Raw genomic sequence first — 16,994 nt, 5'->3', positions numbered from 1 at the left:
CAGTGAAAAATCACAGCAACTGCTTTTTCACCCCGCTCGAGACTCTCGAGTAGGGTCGCAATGTACGACACAATCCTCGTTCCCACTGACGGAAGCGATCAGGCGGCGGTCGCCGCAACGCACGCGATCGACATCGCAGCGACGAGATCCGCGACGGTCCACGTGCTCTCGATCGTCGACGATCGGGCGTTTCTGGTGCTCGACGACGACCGCGTCGCCGCGGTTCGAGCCGATCTCCGGGCGAACGCCCGTGACGCGGTCGACGACGCGGCAACGGCGGCTCTCGGCCGCGGTCTCGAGGTCGAGACATCGATCGAGACGGGACATCCCGCCGAGCAAATCGTCGACTACGCGAGCGACCACGACGTCGACCTGATCGTTATGGGAACGAGCGGCGACGAGTACGAGACCAACGTCGTCGGCAGCGTCTCCCAGCGCGTCGTTCGGCGGGCGCCGGTCCCCGTTCTAACGGTCGGACCGGACGTCGACGGCTGATGCAGTAGCCGAGTTCCAGTCAGCGTCTCCGGCTGGTGGTCACCGTTTCATCGAACCTGTCAACCGTTGTGGTCGAGTGATTCACAGTAACCGGCAGTAGCAGCCGTGTTGGCATCGATATCGGCGCGAATCGACCACCTATATTGATATGTCGGTAGTCACTAGGTGAGTTCGAATGCGCCGTTCGCTCGTCATCGCCGTCACGTTACTCGCGCTCTCCTTTCTCTTCGTCGGCGGACCGTCGTTGTTGTTCTCCCCTTCGACCGACACCGTCGCACCCGACGAAACGGAGGTCTCGCCGAGCATGACCTCCCTCGAGGAGTCTGACAGCGAGTTCTGGCGGTACCTCAGCCCGGCAGAGCGCTTCCAGCAGCGCAGTCCGCTCAACGTCATCGTTCGCGGAGACAGCGACGACATCCTGCGGATGATGACCGAAGAGTCCGACGGAGACTGGGAAGAGATCGAAGCGGTAGAAGCGGAGTACGAAGACAACGAAACCGTCCTCCAGGAACAGGAGTTCCTCGAGGAACACGACCGGCACGCGACGGGAATCGAGTGGGGTGACGCCCACGGGACGACCCGCTACGCGTACGTCGATCCGGGTCCTGACGAGGACGCCTACTGGACCGACGAGTCGGGGCAGCTCGAGGACGGAGACTACTACGGCCAGCGATACCACATTCGGCTCTACGAGAGCCCGAACTCGGACGATCAGTGGGTGGCGATGCAGGCCCACACCGAGCACTTCGACTGGTTCACGCTTCGCCACCGCGTCGACGGTGTCGAAGCCGCCCAGACAAAAATCGAGCGGGACTTCATGGATCACCCGCGGATCGACGTTGATCAGGACGTGCGCCGTATCTACCTCGACAACGACGGGCCCTCGGATTCGGACGGCTGGGCGACTGTCGTCGATCTCACCGGCATGATCCTCCTGCCCGCGGGTGTCGGCCTCGTGGCCAGGCGACGTGCTAGGACCGCCAGTACCGGCATTAGCAGAGAAACCGGTTCCGAAGAGGTCTCCGATCACACGCCCGATGCGATCGACGACCACCTGACCGACGTCGACCGCCGTCGGATCGCGGCCGCCTACGACCGACTCGAGGCTGGCCACATCATCCTCGTGTTTACCATCCTCGCGATGTTCCTCGGCGTGCGACTGGCCGGGATCGCGCTCGAGCGCAACGCCGGGTTCATGACGCCGCACATGATCGCCGCGTTGCTGTATCCGGTGATCGCCCTCGGGATCCCCGTGGCGACGTATCTGATTGCCGGAACGCTTACGCGGCGGCTTGACGCCGCCATCGTCGCCTCGGGCTCGCTCGCTGCGGCCATCTGGCTGGATTACGGCCTGCTTGGCGTGGACTCGCTGCCCGTCGACGTCGTTCTCCAGCGAATGCTTGTCGTCGTCGCGCTGGGGCTGATCGCCGGCGGTGCGGCCAAACGCGCAACGCGCGAGTCGCGGTTCAACGACATGCTGATCGCCGGCGTCGTCATGTGGGTCGTCGTCCTCGGCGGGACGCTGCTCGGCTACTTCTGAGGCGTCGCTCTCGCGGTGCCGCAGCCGTTCGCCACAACAGATTACGGCTCGAGACACAACCTCTAGCAGAACGGGACTAAGTAAATGTGGTCACTATTTGACGGCGAGGCCTTAAGGTCCTGCAACTCGCTATCTACATGAAATGGCAAGTTCCACCCGCCAACGCCAACGTGATTCTGAAACTGACGAGAAAACGGACGAAGCAACGCATGAGCGGGTGTGTGACGAGTGTGACGGTGGCACGCTCGTCAAGAGCGAGGACCAGGGCGAACTCGTCTGTGATCAGTGTGGACTCATTGTCGAAGGCGCAAACATCGACCGCGGCCCGGAGTGGCGCGCGTTCAATCACTCCGAACGGCAGAACAAGTCCCGCGTCGGCGCGCCGACGACCCAGACGATGCACGACAAGGGCCTGACGACCTCGATCGACTGGAAGAACCAGGACGCCTACGGGCGATCGATCTCCTCGGACAAGCGCAACCAGATGCGCCGCCTGCGCAAGTGGCAGGAACGAATCCGTACGAAGGACGCCGGCGAGCGCAACCTGCAGTTCGCCCTCTCGGAAACCGACCGCATGGCCTCCTCGCTCGGGATCCCGCGATCCGTCCGCGAGGTCGCCTGCGTGATGTACCGACGCGCACTCGACGAGGACCTCATCCGCGGGCGCTCCATCGAGGGCGTCGCGACCAGCACGCTCTACGCCGCCTGCCGCATGGAGGGCATCCCGCGCTCGCTCGAGGAAGTCGCCGCCGTCTCCCGGGTCGAGCGCAAGGAGATCGGCCGCACGTATCGATACGTCGCCCAGGAACTCGGCCTCGAGATGGAGCCGGTCAACCCGAAGAAGTACGTGCCCCGATTCTGCTCGGAGCTCGAACTCTCCGAAGAAGTCCAGGTGAAAGCCAACGAAATCATCGACACGACGACCGAGAAGGGGCTGCTCTCGGGGAAGTCGCCGACCGGCTACGCCGCAGCGGCGATCTACGCTGCCTCCCTGCTCTGTAACGAAAAGAAGACCCAGCGCGAGGTCTCCGACGTCGCGCAGGTGACCGAGGTCACGATCCGAAACCGGTACCAAGAGCAGATCGAAGCGATGGGCATCTACGAGTAGGGCGCTCTATTGGGTTTCGTCGATCGGTTGGTACTGTCATTTTCGGTGGATTCAGGGCTCGAGCGACCGGTATCCGAAGAGATTATCAAAAATGCGCCGGCCGGGAGTTGAACCCGGGCTATAAGCTTGGGAAGCTTATGTCCTGCCACTAGACCACCGGCGCTCGTTCATTTCATTCACTCGCGCCGAGGATCGCAAATCCTTCGGATTTGCTCACCACCGGCGCACTGCGCTCACTCTATTTATGAGTTACCCGTTCGTAGCCGCCGACCGCACTTCAACGTAGCGCTCCCCGCAGCCCCTTCGTCGCCAACGTCTCGAGAACCAAACACTCGTACACTTTTGTCCCGTAGGGGGAGGCTATTAGAACGAGCCACCCGTAGCATCGCCTATGATCGACCTTCGCTTTTCGGAAGCGGAACTGGATCGGCACCGCGACCACATCACCGATTTCATTCGCGACCGAGTCGACGCCGCAGGTGCTGAGGGAGCCGTCCTCGGCCTCTCGGGAGGAATCGACAGCACGCTCACCGCCTATCTCGCCGTCGACGCACTCGGGGCCGAGAACGTCCACGGACTCGTTCTGCCGGCGACCGTCAGCAGCGGCGAGAACATGAGCGACGCCGAACGGGTCGCCCAGGATCTCGAGATCAGCTACGACGTGATCGAAATCGAACCGATCGTCGACTCGCTGCTCGCGGCCTACCCCGAAGCCGAAGGCGACCGCGAGGCCGTCGGTAACGCTCGAGCGCGCGTTCGCGCCGTTCTGAACTATCTCGTCGCGAACCACGAGGCGCGGCTGGTACTGGGGACCGGCAACCGTAGCGAGGCCGCGGTCGGCTACTTCACCAAGTACGGCGACGGGGCCGTCGACTGCCACCCGATCGGCAACCTCTACAAGGCCCAGGTTCGCCAGCTGGCCACCCACGTCGGCGTGCCCGAAGATCTCGTCACGAAAACGCCGACGGCGGAGCTATGGGACGACCAGACCGACGAGGACGAGATGGGCGTCAGCTACGAGACGCTCGACTCGATCCTCGCGACACACATCGACGGCCCGCTTTCGGTTGCCGCAACTGCTCGGCTGCTCGAGATTGAGGTGCAAACGGTCGAAAAGATCCGCGGGATGTACGAGCGCAGCGAGCACAAACGACAGGTGCCGCCGGCACCCGAGCCGTTGGACTGATCGCCTACCACCACCCAGGGTTACGCCGCCTGCGACCGCCACTCATCCTCGAGCAGCCCGTACCAGTAGGTGTCCTGAAACGCACCATCGACGAACACGTCGTCGCGGTGGACGCCTTCGCGGGTGAAACCCACGGACTCGAGGAGCCGCCTCGAGGGCTCGTTGAACTCGAAGACGCGAGCGGTGATCTTGTGCAGACCGAGCTGGTCGAAGCCGTAGGTGACGAGACAGGTCGCCGCGTCGGTGCCGTACCCCTGTCCGTGGTGCTCCGGGGCGACCCAGTAGCCGATCTCCGCCTGCCGGGGCTCCCACTCGATCGTGTTGAAGCCGATCGTGCCCACCGGCGACGAATCGGCGACGATGAGGAGGTTTACTGTATCGTCGTCACAGACGACGTTCTCGAAAAACTCCCGTTCCTGTGGCCCGTTGACCGGGCGCGAGCGGCCGATCGCCCGCCATATTTTCGGATCGTTGATCTCCCGTTGCAGAAACTCGAGGTCGTCCTCCTCGATCGGTCGAAGATCGATACGGTCGCCGGAGAGGAACACTGAATCGGGCATTAGCCATCGGTCTCACCGGTACAATAAAAATAGTTGGGTCGCACACACGTCTACTGCTCCGGCCCCAGGCTCCGCGGTTGTCACGCGAATACGCCTTCGATGGTCGTCACTCGAGTACGGCGTCGATATCGTCGGCGTGGTTCTCGACGAGTTCGCCGAACGCCTCCGCCTCGAGTCGCTCCTGAGTCGCGCGCTCCCGGTCATCTCGAAGCCGCCGTTTCAGAACGGTGAGCGCGTCGTCGGCGTTCTCGCTGATCTCCTCGGCGACGGTTCGCGGCTCGTCCTCGATTCGGGATATCAGCCCCATCCGCAGCGCCTCCTCGGCGTCGACGGTCCGACCCGAGAGCGCGAACTCGAGGGCGTCGCCCTCACCGACTACGCGCGGCAGGCGGACGGTGCCACCCCAGGCGCCGAAGAGGCCGAACGTGACACCGGGCTCGCCGTAGGTCGAGTCAGGGGTTCCGACGCGGACGTCACAGGCGAGTGCAAGCTCGAGACCGCCGCCGCGTGCGGGGCCGTCGATCCCGGCGACGACGACGGCCGGCGAGTCCTCGATAGTTCGGGCGACGCGCTGGCCCAATCGAGCGAACTCGACGGCTCGCTCGCGGTCACCGTTGAGGTCGCCGACCGCGGAGAGATCCGCACCGGCACAGAAGGCGGGCCCGTTCCCAGTGAGGTAGATCACGGTCTCGTCGGCATCGCCGATCGCGCGCTCGAGCGTCTCGAGGCCCGTCACGGTCAGCGCGTTTCGCGCGTCGGGGCGGTCGAACGCCACGGTACGGACGGAACGGTCGGTATCGACCTCCTGATCGATCATGTCACCAATCGATCGGACGTTTCCAAAGGTCTTTGGCTACACCGTCGTAAGCCTCTGCTGATGGAGAAAGCCGACAGCTGTCGGCGTGCCGCCTACGAGGCCGTCGCAGACGTGGAACCACCCGAGCTACACGACTACATCGAAGCTAGCCTCGCGGAGGCCTCGATGGTTCCCGGCGTGCTCACGATCGAGAGCGCTGTGGCGACGGCGGCCGACGGACGCAGCGTCCTCGACGTCGACACACCAGCGTCCGATCGCGGGACCGAGTACAGCGACGAACTCGACGACACGAGCGGGGTCGCCACCCAGGCTGCCGGCGTCCAGCTCATCTACGAGGGCCTGCGGCTGACGAGGGCCCTCGCACACGACGAGCCGTGGATCGAGAACGGAACTGGCGACGACAGCGCCGAGACGGGAGACCTCGAGATCCTCGCGGCCGACATCCTCGTCGCCCGCGGCTTCTACCTGCTCGCCCGCACCGACGCCGCCGGCAAAGCCGTCCGGACCGTCCAAGCGTTCGGCCGCGACCAGTCCCGACGGACCACGGGAAACGGTGGGAAAACGGATCCCGCAACCATCGATGCCAACCTGGAACGGGACATCCTCGAACTCGCGGTGCTCACCGGCGCCGCTGCCGTCGGCGAGACGCCCTCTCCACGGCTACTCGCGACCGTCGACGAAATCGCTGATAGCGTCGAGGCCCCCTTCCCGCCGGCCGCAACGTACCTCGCCGACCTCGAGCCGACACGCTCCGAGCAGTCGCTCGAGGAGCACACAACCGATCGAGCGACGTCGGCGACCGACCCCTGATACTGTCCGCTGTAAGTCGTTTCCGGTGGGACCGGGACCCGTCCTGCAGTCCTACCGGTACATCGGTACAGCAAACCGTATGAGACGGGTGTCGGCCGACCGAGACACACCCACCCACGCCCGGTGGCGAATCGAAAGCCCTAAAGACGACTCGAGACAACTGAGGAATGCGCGCCTGGGTAGCTTAGCGGTAAAGCGCGTCCTTGGTAAGGACGAGAGCCCGGGTTCAAATCCCGGCCTAGGCTTTCTACGACGAACAATCGTGAGGAGCGAAAGCCAGATCCGGGATTTGAGGCACGCGAGTCGAAGCAACCGAGCGAAGTGAAGCTTCGCGAGGTCCGCGAAACCGAAGGGTTCGCTTGATGACGAGAGGCCTCCGGTCTCTCGAACCACCTCACAGCTGTTACTCGTATCCTCCGTCATATTCGGACTCTCCGCTTGCATTCCATAAGTCAACTATCACGCTGGGGAATCACTCGGCAAGCTGCTTGGATTCGATCGGCCGAGCATCGGATCGGTAGCTTTCGTAGATCGAGTGGGCCCACTCGCGGACCACCGATACGTCGGTATCGACCACTGCCTGAACCACCCCGCTGTCCTGCTCGTAACAACTAATGATAACACGCTCATCGAGCAGACCGGTTCCATACGGCGGCAACTGGTCGTGTTCAAGTACCGTGAAATTGTCCCGTTGTAACAATTCGGAACTGCGCTCTGGGTACATCGACAGAAAGTATGCATGGCACTTTGGTCGGTCAATCAACGTCACGTCCACCCCGTCGTCGACCTGTTGACAGAGAATATCAAAACAGGGGTCCATCAACGCAACCTCGGGCCGAAGATAGCGTAACATAGTCGTTTCCTCGAGAAGCGATTCGAATCGCGTCACCGGACGGTACGGGGCATCGGGGTCCGCGACAGTAACGTTCAGTTCCGCCCACGTCTCGGTTGGAATTTTACTGACTGCATCGGGGAGCCAGTGCCAGACGTCTCGCAACATTCGTTCGGTTTCGACCCAGTTGATCAGGTCGTCCATCTCAGTTGCGGTCCCCTCTCCCAGCCGAGTTGCTACGTATTCGCACCCGTCTTTGCGGATCCAGCACCGGTCTTCGAATTCGGTCAACGTTCGTCGGATCGTAGAGGAGGAGACACCGGTCAACTCGCAGAGTTCAGAACGACTCCGGGGACGCTCTGCCAGCGCGACGAGTGCCGGGATGCGATGCTCCGACCGCGCGAGATACGCGATATCACCGATTGGCGAGTCTGGACTTAATCGCCTCGTGCTATCAGCAACCATGGTAACGTTTCACCAACCACGGTCAAAACTATTGGCTCCTCTCAATCGCAGATAATAGGAAATTGGCAGAATCAACTCGTGAGCAGTCGTAGACGAGCGCTGTAGGGATTTGTTGATTCACGATCAGAACGACAGAGAACAATCGCATCATTGCCAGTGAATGTTGGGGCCGCATGCAATCAAGAGACACCTATAGCGGCGGTCTCCTGCTTGCAGCGGTTGGGCGTTCTGTATCATCTGCACGGTTGTCAGCGACTGCACAAACTGCAGAAGGTAGCTACCTAACGTTTCCCATCGTATTAGTGCCCGATGGGCGACAGTACGAGTCCATGAGACATAACCCCAAGCAGATTGACGGCGTATCACGCGAAAAATCACGTTGTATGCCATCTGACCGATGAAGATACAAACATCAAAAACGCGGAAAGTCACGTGTCCGAAATGTGGAGAACTCAGTAATGTCACAGTCCCCGAAGCGGATGTGGAACTGAAAATCAGCCCGTACAGGCGTGCCTTCGGCGATTACGAGGAAATCGATTGCTCGGAAAAACATAGCTTTTGGGTCTACTACTGCTAGCTGAACTGGTTTGCTATCGAACCATCAGCAAATACCACTATTCAACAGACGATTCAGCCTCTGTGAGGTGTAATGAGATGTAACCACACATCTGATCTCTATCCTGCAGCTAATTCATACCAGAATTCGATCAGATATCGGCAGCAAGACCAACGGGCGTGCGAGAGCATGAGTTCAGCGGATGACTCCGTTTCAGTACACCAATCTCTCGGCGGCGGACTCGTGCGGAAACGTCGGCTCCTACGTGGACGCACGCGACGTCGCCCCGGATGGTCGAGACGACGCTCGCGGCCAACCACGGCGACCACGGAGCGTTTCACCGTGTGGACGGCGAGAACTACTTCGGGGGACCGACCGCAAAGTTCCTCGAAATGAAAGATGGCGGACTCCCCAAGGAGACCGCACTCGAGCGAGCACAGTCCGGCGCTCTCGAACCCGAAAGCGGCGAATCTACTCGACTGGACGCCAACACACCTACAGTAGCCACTGGACGTCAGTGCACACTCGATCGAACGCCGACTATGTGATCGGTGTGTGAACAGTTCGAGTTGTTACGATAGCACGAGCAGGACGACGAGGACGTCTCGGACCGACCTGGCTGTAACGCCGTCGACTACGGTGCCGGAAGCGTCGGTCGCCAACGGCGGACGCCGTCCTCGTTGCGCGCAACCAGCACCACGCGTGGCTCGTCACCGACAACGTACTCGGCGTAGTACAGAACCGTCAGCTTCGAACGCGAGCATGCCGTCAGGAGTTCGTTCGGCTCGAATCGGAACGGATTCCTTGCGCCGGACTCCGCCGCTGGCGACTCGAGGTAGTGTTCGTACCAGAGCACGCCGCCGGGGGCGAGCGCGTCGACGATATCCGACAACCGATCGCGCGCGTCGAAAAAACTCACTGTGAGCAAGTCGTAGACGCCGCCCGGAAAGCAGTAGCTGTCGACGTCGGCCAGGATCCAGTTCACGGGTTCCGAGGGTGGCTGGCCAGTCCGTCGTGTACGGCCCCGTTCCCGTTCGCGCGCCCGTTCCAGTTTTGCACTCGAGAGGTCGACGGCGTCGACGGTCCAGCCGCGCGCCGCGAGGGGGAGGGCGTTCCGCCCGGTTCCGGTGGCGACGTCGAGGCACCGTCCCGGAGAAAGTCCGTTACCGATCGATCGCAGAACCGGCGATATATCGTCCGAGTGCCACGGCTGGGCACGGTCGGACGGATCATCCGTCACCGGTGACTCGTCGTCGGTCACTGGTCGTACTCGCGGGGCGCAGGGCCTTAGGTAGTCGCCTCAGGAGACGTACAGCGAGTACGCAATGACGGTGAAGCCGACGAGCATGAGGAGACTCTCGAGCAGAATGCCCGTCATCAGTGAGACCTCGAGCAGTTCGTAGAGCAAGCCGGCGAGTACCAGCCCCAGCGTGACGAGGCCGAAGCCGGCGGCGAGCAAGCCCAGCGCGCGCTGTCGCGTCCGACGATAGGCCTTGTACGCGAAGAACGTGATAACGCTACCCACGAGCAGGATAAGCGTCTTGACGACTGCGAGTGCGATAGCGATCGACGTTCCTCCATCGTGGACGCTCATGTAGTTCCACGTCGAGAATTACAAACAGGCACCAAGTAGCTTGCGTTCACGACGGTTTCGGCCACGCCAACCAAGCGTCCCTCGAGGCGATCGAACCGTTCGATCGGGCCAGGTGCTTTTCACCGACGGCTCCGAATTGGAATCATGACACGACTGGTCGAACTCGAGGCGACGGGACCGCGGAAACTCGGCCCCGACGATATCGACGACGAGAAAGGTGACGTCGCAATCTGTCAGTGCGGGCTCTCGGCGTCGTTTCCCTTCTGTGACGGCAGTCACCGGCAGACCAAAGACGAGGCGTCGGAGACGACCTACGTCTACGAAGACGGTGAACGGCGAGAAGTTGAGCAAGTGGTGACGGCCGACGAGGAATGTAGTAGCCACTGACCGCCAACGCACACTCGATCGCAGGACGGCTACGCGGTTCGGAGCGAGCGCGGTTCGGAGCGAGCGCGGTTCGGAGCGAGAACCGCGGAAAGCGAATAACGCGGGACCTCTGATCCCGCGGACCATGCGAACGGGCGCATAGTACCCGTGAGCAGACGGGGAGCATAAGCGACCCGTGAGTGAACGGAGTAAGTGAGAACCGCGGTAGTACGATCAATGTGTAACTCGTTTCAGTTGTTACGATAGCTACTGACCTCGAGACTCCTCACCGAATCGACCGCGCGGAGTTGGCCACGACCAGCAAACTGCTCGCGGCCATCGCGACCGCGGCGAAGAGGGGGTTCAACAGTCCGGCGATCGCCAGCGGGATTGCGACCGCGTTGTAGACGAACGCCCAGGCGAGGTTTTGTCGGATCCGCCGGTGGGTCCCGGCCGCAAGCGCGAACGTCTCCGCAACGGCCTCGAGGTCGTCACCCACGATCACAGCGTCCGCGGCGTCGGTCGCGAGTTCGGTTCCGCTGCCGAGGGCGATACCGACATCGGCCGCGGCGAGCGCGGGCGCGTCGTTACTGCCGTCGCCGACCATCGCGACGGTGCCTCGAGTCCGGAGCCGACGAACCGTCTCCGCCTTCGCTTCGGGCGGCACACCAGCGAACACCTCGCTCACGCCATCGACATCGCGGAATCGGTCCGCCGCCGCGCCCTCGTCGCCCGTGAGGACGACGACCTCGCGGCCGTCGGAGAGCGTCTCGACCGCCTCCCGCCAGCGCTCTCGGGTGGCGTCACCGACGACGATCACGCCGCGTGCCCGACCGTCCCAGCCGACGACGACCGGGACGTCGCCGGCGGCTCTCGCCGCCGAGAGCCGCGACTCGAGCGACGGCGAGATCGACAGTCCCCGGTCACGACAGTGATCTGGGTGGCCGACGACGACGCGCTCGCCGTCAACGAGACCGACGACGCCGCGGGCGTGGCGCTCGAAGCCGTCGATGTCGGCGGTGTGTTCGTCGTCGTCCTGCGGATCCGCCTCGTCGTCACCATCGATCGCCTCGCACTCGCGGGCCGCATCGACGACGGCAGCGGCGATCGGGTGCTCCGAGAGGGCTTCGACGGCCGCGGCGCGACGGAGGACGGTCCGTTCGTCCGGGACGACTCTCGAATCGGCGGAGCCGTCGGCTTCGACGTGGACGCTCTCGACCGACATCGCCCCCTCCGTGAGCGTGCCCGTCTTGTCGAGGACGACGATGTCCACGTCGGGAGCGTCCTCGAAGATCGTCTCGGCAGCGACGACGATGCCGCGTCCTGCCGCGGTCTGGACGCCCGAAGCGATTGCCAGCGGCGTGGCCAGTCCGAGCGCGCACGGACAGGAGACGATCACGACCGTGAGACCGACGAGAAACGCCGTCGCGGGACTCGAGCCGGTTACGAGCAACCCGACGGTCACCGCGGACGCGAGGAACACGACCAGCGGAACGAAAATGGTCGCGAGTTTGTCCGCGAGCCGCTGGACGCCCGGCCGCGAACTCTGGATCGCCCAGAGCAGCGAGACGAGTCGATCGTGGGTGCTCTCGGCGTCCTCGCCGACGGTAACGACCAGCGGCGCGTCGGTGACGACGGTCCCGCCCCGGACCGAGTCCCCGGATTCCTTCTCGACGGGCAGGGACTCGCCCGTGACCAGCGACTCGTCGACTGCTGCCGCCCCCTCGCCGACGGTGCCATCGAGCGGGACGCGCTCGCCCGGCCGAACGAGCAAGCTGTCGCCGGGTTCGACCGCCTCGAGCGGAACCATCTCGCCGTCCTCGGCGCGTCGAGCCTCGTCGACCTGTGCTTCGGTCAGCTCCGACAGCAAGCCCGCAGCTCGGCGCTTGATCAGCCCCTCGTAGTAGGTTCCAGCCGTGACGACGAGGATTATCGCGACCGTCACGTCGAAGTATAGATCCGTCCGCCCGAGGACCATCGCGAGCGTACTGTACGCGTAGGACCCGATAGCGGCCAGCGAGACGAGCAGATCCATGTTCGGCAGCCCCGCCCTGAGGCTGACGTACGCGCCGCGAAGGATCGGATACCCCGTATAGAAGAGCACGAACGTCGTCATGAGCCAGATGTTCACGACCACGTAGTAGCCGTCGTAGCTGCCGAAGTCGGCCAGCGGCTCATAGCCGAAGTAGGTCGGATAGAGGAAGACGGCGTACCAGACCATCACCATCATCCCGAACAGGCCGCCGCCGATCAGAAACTTCACGAGCGCGGCGTCGCGGGGCTCTTCGTCGCGGCCGTCGGCCCGATCGCGGGCGTCGTAGCCGTAGCCCGAGATCAGTTCCGGGAGCGTCTCCGCCTCGAGCGTATTCGGCTCGTACACCAGCCGAAGCGTGTCCGTGGCGTAGCTCGCCTCTGCACCCAGTACGCCGTCAGTATTCGTCGCACGCGTCTCGAGAAAGGCCTCGCAGGTCGAACAGTGCATCCCATCGACGGCGAGGAAGGCGTCTTCGCCCTCGAGATCGTCCAGATTCGACTGCTCGTCCTCGAGTCGGTCGCGGACGGCGTCGACATCGGCGTCGTCGACGTCGTCGAGCGTGCGGTGGACCTCGAGACAGCCCCGACAACAGAACCGGCCATCGATGTGGGGGTCCGTAATAGGCTCGGCTGGTGTCGGGAACGAACAGAGCGTACACCCCTCGTCAGCCGACGTGTTCCGTTCGCTCCCGCCCTCGCGTTCACTTTCGTCCTCCCGTTCACCCCCGTTCTCGGGAGCGGGACGAGCGGCCGGAGTCGAGTCACCGCGGTTACTGCGCTCGTCGGATGGTGTGGACCCGTCGGCGTCGGATTCAGAACGTTGGGGGCCTCGACTCATGGGAACGATCAGTTACAGCGGTTGGTAGAACGGAATCGGCGGATGCGGGAAGTGGATGCCGTACAGAAACAGCGTCGGAATCGTCCCGACGCCGAGGACGAATAGCGAGAGCGCGCCACGAACCGGATCCCCGAGCGCGAACGCAAAGCGGTAGGCCGGGTAGCTGATCGGACACGGGAGCAGTCCGTGGACTGCCCCGAGTCCGACGATTGCGGACGTTCCGACCAGTCGATCGACCCGGCTCGCGAGGGCGTTCGAGAGCCGCCGAAAGAACGGGGCGTCGACCGGCAGGCCGTGGGGCACGCCAGCCTGTCCCCGGAGATAGTAGCGCCCGCTGGCGATGATCGCGATACCGACGTGGATCCCGATCGACTCCCTGACCGTGTCGCCGACGACCGCAACGGCGTCGGCGGACGTGAGCGATCTCCTCGAGTCCGGTGAGCGGCATCTACGAGGTCCCGCTCGAGCCGTGGTCGTGGTGGTCCGGCACGGGCTCGAACGCGACGTAGAGACAGGCGAGGATGATCAAGACGTTGATTGCAGAGACAACGCCCGCCGAGAGTGAACTCCCGAGTGCGTACCAAGAAACCGGCACGAGCGCCAGTAGTCCGACGACGAGCGAAGTTCGGGGAGAAACCGTCTCGAGTACCATGTCGAGGCGGTTAGTTTGTAGAGTCATAATAATACCTCTCGTTCTTACGGGGTAGGAATTGATCTGGTACTTAAGGTAAGGCTATTCAAACACCGACTCATGAATCAGCCGACAGGCAAAGAGGAATCGGGACAAATACGTGAGATCGGACACGACGAGTACGATCCAGTGGGGACGCTCGCGTTGATCGCGCTGTACTTCCTCATCCTGGTGCTCATGTGGTTCTTCATGTACTTCGTTGAGTTCCTCGGAAACGAGCCGACGGTTACCGGGATCGTGCTCCCGGTGGTGGGTCTCGCATGAATATTCACTCATACGAGAAGCTGTGGCTGATCGCCTCGATGGTGTTGATCGTCGGCTTCATCGCGACGATCACCTACGGTGCGGTCGGACTCGGCATCACGATGGTCGGCGATGATGAACCGACTATCGAGCCGGGCGAGTTGAGCGATGATGAGCGCTTCGGCGAACCGCGCGTCGAACAGGTCGGGGAAAATGAGTACGAGGCTTACGTCGTCGCACAGACGTTCATTTTCCAGCCGGACGTGATCGAAGTGCCGGCGAACAGCGAAGTCACGTTCTACGTGACAGCTCGCGACGTGATTCATAGCTTCAGCGTCGTCGGCACCAACGTCAACACGATGGTCATCCCCGGCGAGGTGTCGGAGATGACCGTCGAGTTCGATGAACCGGGTGAGTATGGCGTCGTCTGTAACGAATACTGCGGCTCCGACCACCACAACATGGAGGGGCAACTCCACGTTATTCCTGAAGACGAGTTCGACATGACCACCCTCGATGTCGAGGCCGACAGCGAGGTCGAACTCGGCGACGAGGCAACGATCACTGCATCGGTCGAAAACCGCATGCTCGACGACATCGAGACGCCAGTCACGCTCGAGATCGGCGACGAAACGTTCGAGGAGGACGTCACGGTCGCCGGCCAAACGACCGAGGAGACGACGTTTACGGTCGACTCGACGGAACTCGGTGAGGGCGACCACGACTGGACGCTCACGATCGATGGCTACGACGACAGCGGGACGCTGACCGTCGTCGAAGAACTCGAGGACGACGACGATGGAGGTGAGGACGATGAGTGAGGCTAATTCGACAGCGACGTACATCGAGGCGTTCCCAGCAGAGGCGAAAGTAGTCCGAGCAGCGTTTTACAGTTCCTTCCTCGCGCTTGCCCTGGGTGGCGTGTTCGGAATCATCCAGACGCTACACCGAACCGGCTACTATCGGTTTATCGATTCGGCGGACTACTACACCGTTCTTACCGCCCACGGCGTCTTCCTCGTTATCTCGTTTACCATCTTCTTCTTGGTCGGCGTGTTCACGTGGGCGGTGACGACTAGCCTCGATCGCGGCGTCGAAGACCTCCGGTTTACCTGGGGCTGGTACGGACTGATGGCGACCGGAATCACGCTGACTGGCGTTGCGATTCTGGCTGGCTTCACCGATGCGACCGATATCAGTGCGACGGTGCTGTTTACGTTCTACGCACCGCTGCAGGCACACCCGATGTTCTATCTCGGGCTCGTCCTGTTCGTCGTCGGCACCTGGCTCGCCGGCGCCGACTGGTTCCGCTCGTGGTGGGCTTGGAAGCAAGAGAATCCCGACGAGCGCATTCCGCTGCCGACGTTCATGGTGCTGACGACGATGCTGATGTGGTACCTCGCGACGCTGGGTGTCGCCACGGCGATCTTGCTGTTCCTCCTGCCGTGGTCGCTCGGCCTGATCGATTCCGTCAACCCGCTGCTCACCAGGACGCTGTTCTGGTTCTTCGGCCATCCGGTCGTCTACTTCTGGTTGATGCCGGCGTACATGATGTGGTACATCCTGCTGCCGAAGGTTTCGGGTGGGAAACTGTTCAGCGACCCGCTCGCTCGCGTCGTCTTCGTGCTCTTCCTGATCCTCTCGGTCCCGACGGGGATCCACCACCAGTACCTCGATCCCGGGATCGCGGAAGGGTTCAAGTTCATTGCGATGACAAACACGATGTTCCTCCTGTTGCCGAGCCTGTTAACCGCCTTTACCGTCGTCGCCAGCATGGAACACGGCGCCCGCCAACGCGGCGGCGAGGGCTACTTCGGCTGGCTCAAGGCACTGCCGTGGCGTGACCCCGTCTTCACCGGGATGGCGCTGGCCGGCCTGATGTTCGCCGCCGCCGGCTTCTCGGGGATGATCAACGCTGGGATGAACATCAACTACCTCGTCCACAACACGTTCTGGGTCGTCGGGCACTTCCACCTCACCGTGGGCACGGCCGTCGCCCTGACGTTCATGGCCGCCACCTACTGGTTCCTCCCGCAGGTGACCGGCAGGGCGCTCTGGAACCGGTCGGTCGCGCTCGGACAGGTCGTCCTCTGGTTCGTCGGCATGACGTTCATGTCGAACGCGATGCACCGCGCCGGTCTGCTCGGCATCCCACGTCGGACCGCCGAACCGCTGTACGACGGCTTCGAATTCGAGGCTGCCGTCGGCAGCGTCGGCGAACTCCAGGCCCAGATCGCGCTTGGAGGGGTCCTGCTGACGCTCTCGCTCGTGCTGTTCTTCGCGAACGTCATCGGAACGGCGTTCAACGGAAAGAGCGATAGCCTCCCGGCAAACGGCTACGCCGAAACGCTGTCCGGGCCCGAGGACGCGCCGCTCGTCCTCGACAACCTCAAGCTCTGGACGGCAATCGCGATCGTGCTCGTAATCTTCGCGTACACGTTCCCGCTCCTGAGCATCATCGACCGCGGCGGCTTGTTCGGTCCCGACATCAACCCGTTCCCGGTCAGCGTCGATACGCTCCCGGTCCTCGGGATGGTGCTCGAGCAGTACACCACTACCGCCCTCGCTACTGCAGGCGAACTCGCGAGTTCGACCGTCACGGAGGTGAAGCCGTAGTGCGCATCTCGAAGGGCGCACTGCTCGTCGTCCTCGCGTTTACCGTCCCGTTAGTCGTCGAGCTACGGACGGTCCTCGTCTGGGTCAACATCCACCTGACCGTCCTCGAGTCGGCCGCCCTCGGTCTCGTCATCGCCGGACTCATCGTAGTTTGGGCGTTCCTGCCCGAACGGGAGGACGACCGAGCAGACAGAAGCGACGACAAAACGGACGGGGACGTGCCGAACGGTAACTGAGACGGAG

Annotated in this window: 19 protein-coding genes, 2 tRNA genes and 1 pseudogene; 13 read left to right on the top strand and 9 right to left on the bottom strand. The window is 62.8% G+C overall.

The features are described from left to right. Nucleotides 1–60 precede the first annotated feature (60 nt). From NATTI_RS0110405 to NATTI_RS0110395, 3 genes are all read left to right on the top strand, one after another. Nucleotides 61–495, top strand: a complete 435-nt coding sequence (locus tag NATTI_RS0110405; protein ID WP_006087825.1) for a universal stress protein — start codon at nucleotides 61–63, stop codon at nucleotides 493–495. 175 nt (nucleotides 496–670) lie between these two features. After that, nucleotides 671–2,035 (top strand): hypothetical protein, encoded by a 1,365-nt coding sequence (locus tag NATTI_RS0110400; RefSeq protein WP_006087824.1) that lies wholly within the window; start codon nucleotides 671–673, stop codon nucleotides 2,033–2,035. Nucleotides 2,036–2,177: 142 nt separating this feature from the next. After that, nucleotides 2,178–3,143 carry a transcription initiation factor IIB gene (locus NATTI_RS0110395; RefSeq protein WP_027119118.1) on the top strand — a complete coding sequence of 322 codons (966 nt, stop codon included), beginning with the start codon at nucleotides 2,178–2,180 and terminating at the stop codon, nucleotides 3,141–3,143. A 92-nt stretch (nucleotides 3,144–3,235) separates the two neighbouring features. On the opposite strand, the gene NATTI_RS0110390 is transcribed toward NATTI_RS0110395, so the two are convergent. Then, nucleotides 3,236–3,306: transfer RNA gene (locus NATTI_RS0110390), tRNA-Gly, on the bottom strand. A gap of 228 nt (nucleotides 3,307–3,534) precedes the next feature. On the opposite strand from NATTI_RS0110390, the gene NATTI_RS0110385 reads away from it, so the two are divergent. Continuing rightward, on the top strand, nucleotides 3,535–4,329 hold the full coding sequence (locus NATTI_RS0110385) for an NAD+ synthase (RefSeq protein ID WP_006087822.1): 795 nt from the start codon (nucleotides 3,535–3,537) through the stop codon (nucleotides 4,327–4,329). A 20-nt stretch (nucleotides 4,330–4,349) separates the two neighbouring features. Here the strand turns inward: NATTI_RS0110385 and NATTI_RS0110380 are convergent, their stop codons facing one another. Together NATTI_RS0110380 and NATTI_RS0110375 are read right to left on the bottom strand one after the other, a co-directional pair. Then, a complete protein-coding gene (locus NATTI_RS0110380; protein ID WP_006087821.1) occupies nucleotides 4,350–4,889 on the bottom strand; it encodes a GNAT family N-acetyltransferase in 540 nt (179 codons plus the stop codon). A 106-nt stretch (nucleotides 4,890–4,995) separates the two neighbouring features. Then, on the bottom strand, nucleotides 4,996–5,706 hold the full coding sequence (locus tag NATTI_RS0110375) for an enoyl-CoA hydratase/isomerase family protein (RefSeq protein ID WP_006087820.1): 711 nt from the start codon (nucleotides 5,704–5,706) through the stop codon (nucleotides 4,996–4,998). Between the two features lie 60 nt (nucleotides 5,707–5,766). Between NATTI_RS0110375 and NATTI_RS0110370 the strand changes: the two genes are divergently transcribed. Together NATTI_RS0110370 and NATTI_RS0110365 are read left to right on the top strand one after the other, a co-directional pair. Continuing rightward, the gene (locus NATTI_RS0110370; RefSeq protein ID WP_006087819.1) at nucleotides 5,767–6,516 is read left to right on the top strand and encodes a DUF7114 family protein; all 750 of its coding nucleotides are present in this window, start codon (nucleotides 5,767–5,769) and stop codon (nucleotides 6,514–6,516) included. Nucleotides 6,517–6,689: 173 nt separating this feature from the next. Further along, nucleotides 6,690–6,761: transfer RNA gene (locus NATTI_RS0110365), tRNA-Thr, on the top strand. A 227-nt stretch (nucleotides 6,762–6,988) separates the two neighbouring features. Here the strand turns inward: NATTI_RS0110365 and NATTI_RS0110360 are convergent. Further along, nucleotides 6,989–7,813: a helix-turn-helix transcriptional regulator gene (locus NATTI_RS0110360; RefSeq protein WP_027119117.1), complete on the bottom strand. Its 825-nt coding sequence runs from the start codon at nucleotides 7,811–7,813 to the stop codon at nucleotides 6,989–6,991. Between the two features lie 397 nt (nucleotides 7,814–8,210). Here NATTI_RS0110360 and NATTI_RS27630 point away from each other — a divergent pair, with 397 nt between their 5' ends. Together NATTI_RS27630 and NATTI_RS0110355 are read left to right on the top strand one after the other, a co-directional pair. Then, nucleotides 8,211–8,390 carry a hypothetical protein gene (locus tag NATTI_RS27630; RefSeq protein ID WP_081603631.1) on the top strand — a complete coding sequence of 60 codons (180 nt, stop codon included), beginning with the start codon at nucleotides 8,211–8,213 and terminating at the stop codon, nucleotides 8,388–8,390. A 269-nt stretch (nucleotides 8,391–8,659) separates the two neighbouring features. Then, entirely contained in the window at nucleotides 8,660–8,917 is a 258-nt protein-coding gene (locus tag NATTI_RS0110355; protein ID WP_006087817.1) for a hypothetical protein, read from the top strand. Nucleotides 8,918–9,003: 86 nt separating this feature from the next. Here NATTI_RS0110355 and NATTI_RS0110350 read toward each other — a convergent pair whose 3' ends face one another. Both NATTI_RS0110350 and NATTI_RS0110345 read right to left on the bottom strand, forming a co-directional pair. After that, the gene (locus NATTI_RS0110350) at nucleotides 9,004–9,630 is read right to left on the bottom strand and encodes a class I SAM-dependent methyltransferase (protein ID WP_006087816.1); all 627 of its coding nucleotides are present in this window, start codon (nucleotides 9,628–9,630) and stop codon (nucleotides 9,004–9,006) included. Between the two features lie 39 nt (nucleotides 9,631–9,669). After that, complete coding sequence (locus NATTI_RS0110345) at nucleotides 9,670–9,963, bottom strand: DUF7521 family protein (protein ID WP_006087815.1); 294 nt, start codon at nucleotides 9,961–9,963, stop codon at nucleotides 9,670–9,672. A gap of 144 nt (nucleotides 9,964–10,107) precedes the next feature. Here NATTI_RS0110345 and NATTI_RS0110340 point away from each other — a divergent pair, with 144 nt between their 5' ends. After that, nucleotides 10,108–10,350: a CDGSH iron-sulfur domain-containing protein gene (locus NATTI_RS0110340; protein WP_006087814.1), complete on the top strand. Its 243-nt coding sequence runs from the start codon at nucleotides 10,108–10,110 to the stop codon at nucleotides 10,348–10,350. Nucleotides 10,351–10,615: 265 nt separating this feature from the next. Here the strand turns inward: NATTI_RS0110340 and NATTI_RS0110335 are convergent, their stop codons facing one another. The 3 genes and pseudogenes from NATTI_RS0110335 to NATTI_RS0110325 all read right to left on the bottom strand — a co-directional run bounded on the left by NATTI_RS0110335 (nucleotide 10,616) and on the right by NATTI_RS0110325 (nucleotide 13,853). Beyond that, nucleotides 10,616–13,201 carry a heavy metal translocating P-type ATPase gene (locus tag NATTI_RS0110335; protein ID WP_006087813.1) on the bottom strand — a complete coding sequence of 862 codons (2,586 nt, stop codon included), beginning with the start codon at nucleotides 13,199–13,201 and terminating at the stop codon, nucleotides 10,616–10,618. A 12-nt stretch (nucleotides 13,202–13,213) separates the two neighbouring features. Then, a pseudogene (locus tag NATTI_RS0110330) lies at nucleotides 13,214–13,624 on the bottom strand (sulfite exporter TauE/SafE family protein); the annotation flags it as partial. 25 nt (nucleotides 13,625–13,649) lie between these two features. Beyond that, nucleotides 13,650–13,853: a hypothetical protein gene (locus tag NATTI_RS0110325; protein WP_006087811.1), complete on the bottom strand. Its 204-nt coding sequence runs from the start codon at nucleotides 13,851–13,853 to the stop codon at nucleotides 13,650–13,652. 99 nt (nucleotides 13,854–13,952) lie between these two features. Between NATTI_RS0110325 and NATTI_RS0110320 the strand changes: the two genes are divergently transcribed. Genes NATTI_RS0110320 through NATTI_RS0110305 form a run of 4 tightly spaced genes read left to right on the top strand, consistent with a single transcriptional unit; the run spans nucleotide 13,953 to nucleotide 16,987 of the window. After that, nucleotides 13,953–14,156 carry a hypothetical protein gene (locus NATTI_RS0110320; RefSeq protein WP_006087810.1) on the top strand — a complete coding sequence of 68 codons (204 nt, stop codon included), beginning with the start codon at nucleotides 13,953–13,955 and terminating at the stop codon, nucleotides 14,154–14,156. After that, entirely contained in the window at nucleotides 14,153–14,956 is an 804-nt protein-coding gene (locus NATTI_RS0110315; RefSeq protein WP_006087809.1) for a cytochrome c oxidase subunit II, read from the top strand. The genes NATTI_RS0110320 and NATTI_RS0110315 overlap by 4 nt, the downstream gene beginning before the upstream one ends. Beyond that, nucleotides 14,949–16,751 carry a b(o/a)3-type cytochrome-c oxidase subunit 1 gene (locus NATTI_RS0110310; protein ID WP_019991798.1) on the top strand — a complete coding sequence of 601 codons (1,803 nt, stop codon included), beginning with the start codon at nucleotides 14,949–14,951 and terminating at the stop codon, nucleotides 16,749–16,751. The genes NATTI_RS0110315 and NATTI_RS0110310 overlap by 8 nt, the downstream gene beginning before the upstream one ends. Beyond that, on the top strand, nucleotides 16,751–16,987 hold the full coding sequence (locus NATTI_RS0110305; RefSeq protein ID WP_006087807.1) for a hypothetical protein: 237 nt from the start codon (nucleotides 16,751–16,753) through the stop codon (nucleotides 16,985–16,987). The genes NATTI_RS0110310 and NATTI_RS0110305 overlap by 1 nt, the downstream gene beginning before the upstream one ends. Nucleotides 16,988–16,994: the final 7 nt, after the last annotated feature.

Source organism: Natronorubrum tibetense GA33, assembly GCF_000383975.1.
In the GTDB taxonomy this organism is placed as follows: Archaea; Halobacteriota; Halobacteria; order Halobacteriales; family Natrialbaceae; genus Natronorubrum; species Natronorubrum tibetense.
This window is presented reverse-complemented; position numbering and strand designations above follow the sequence as displayed.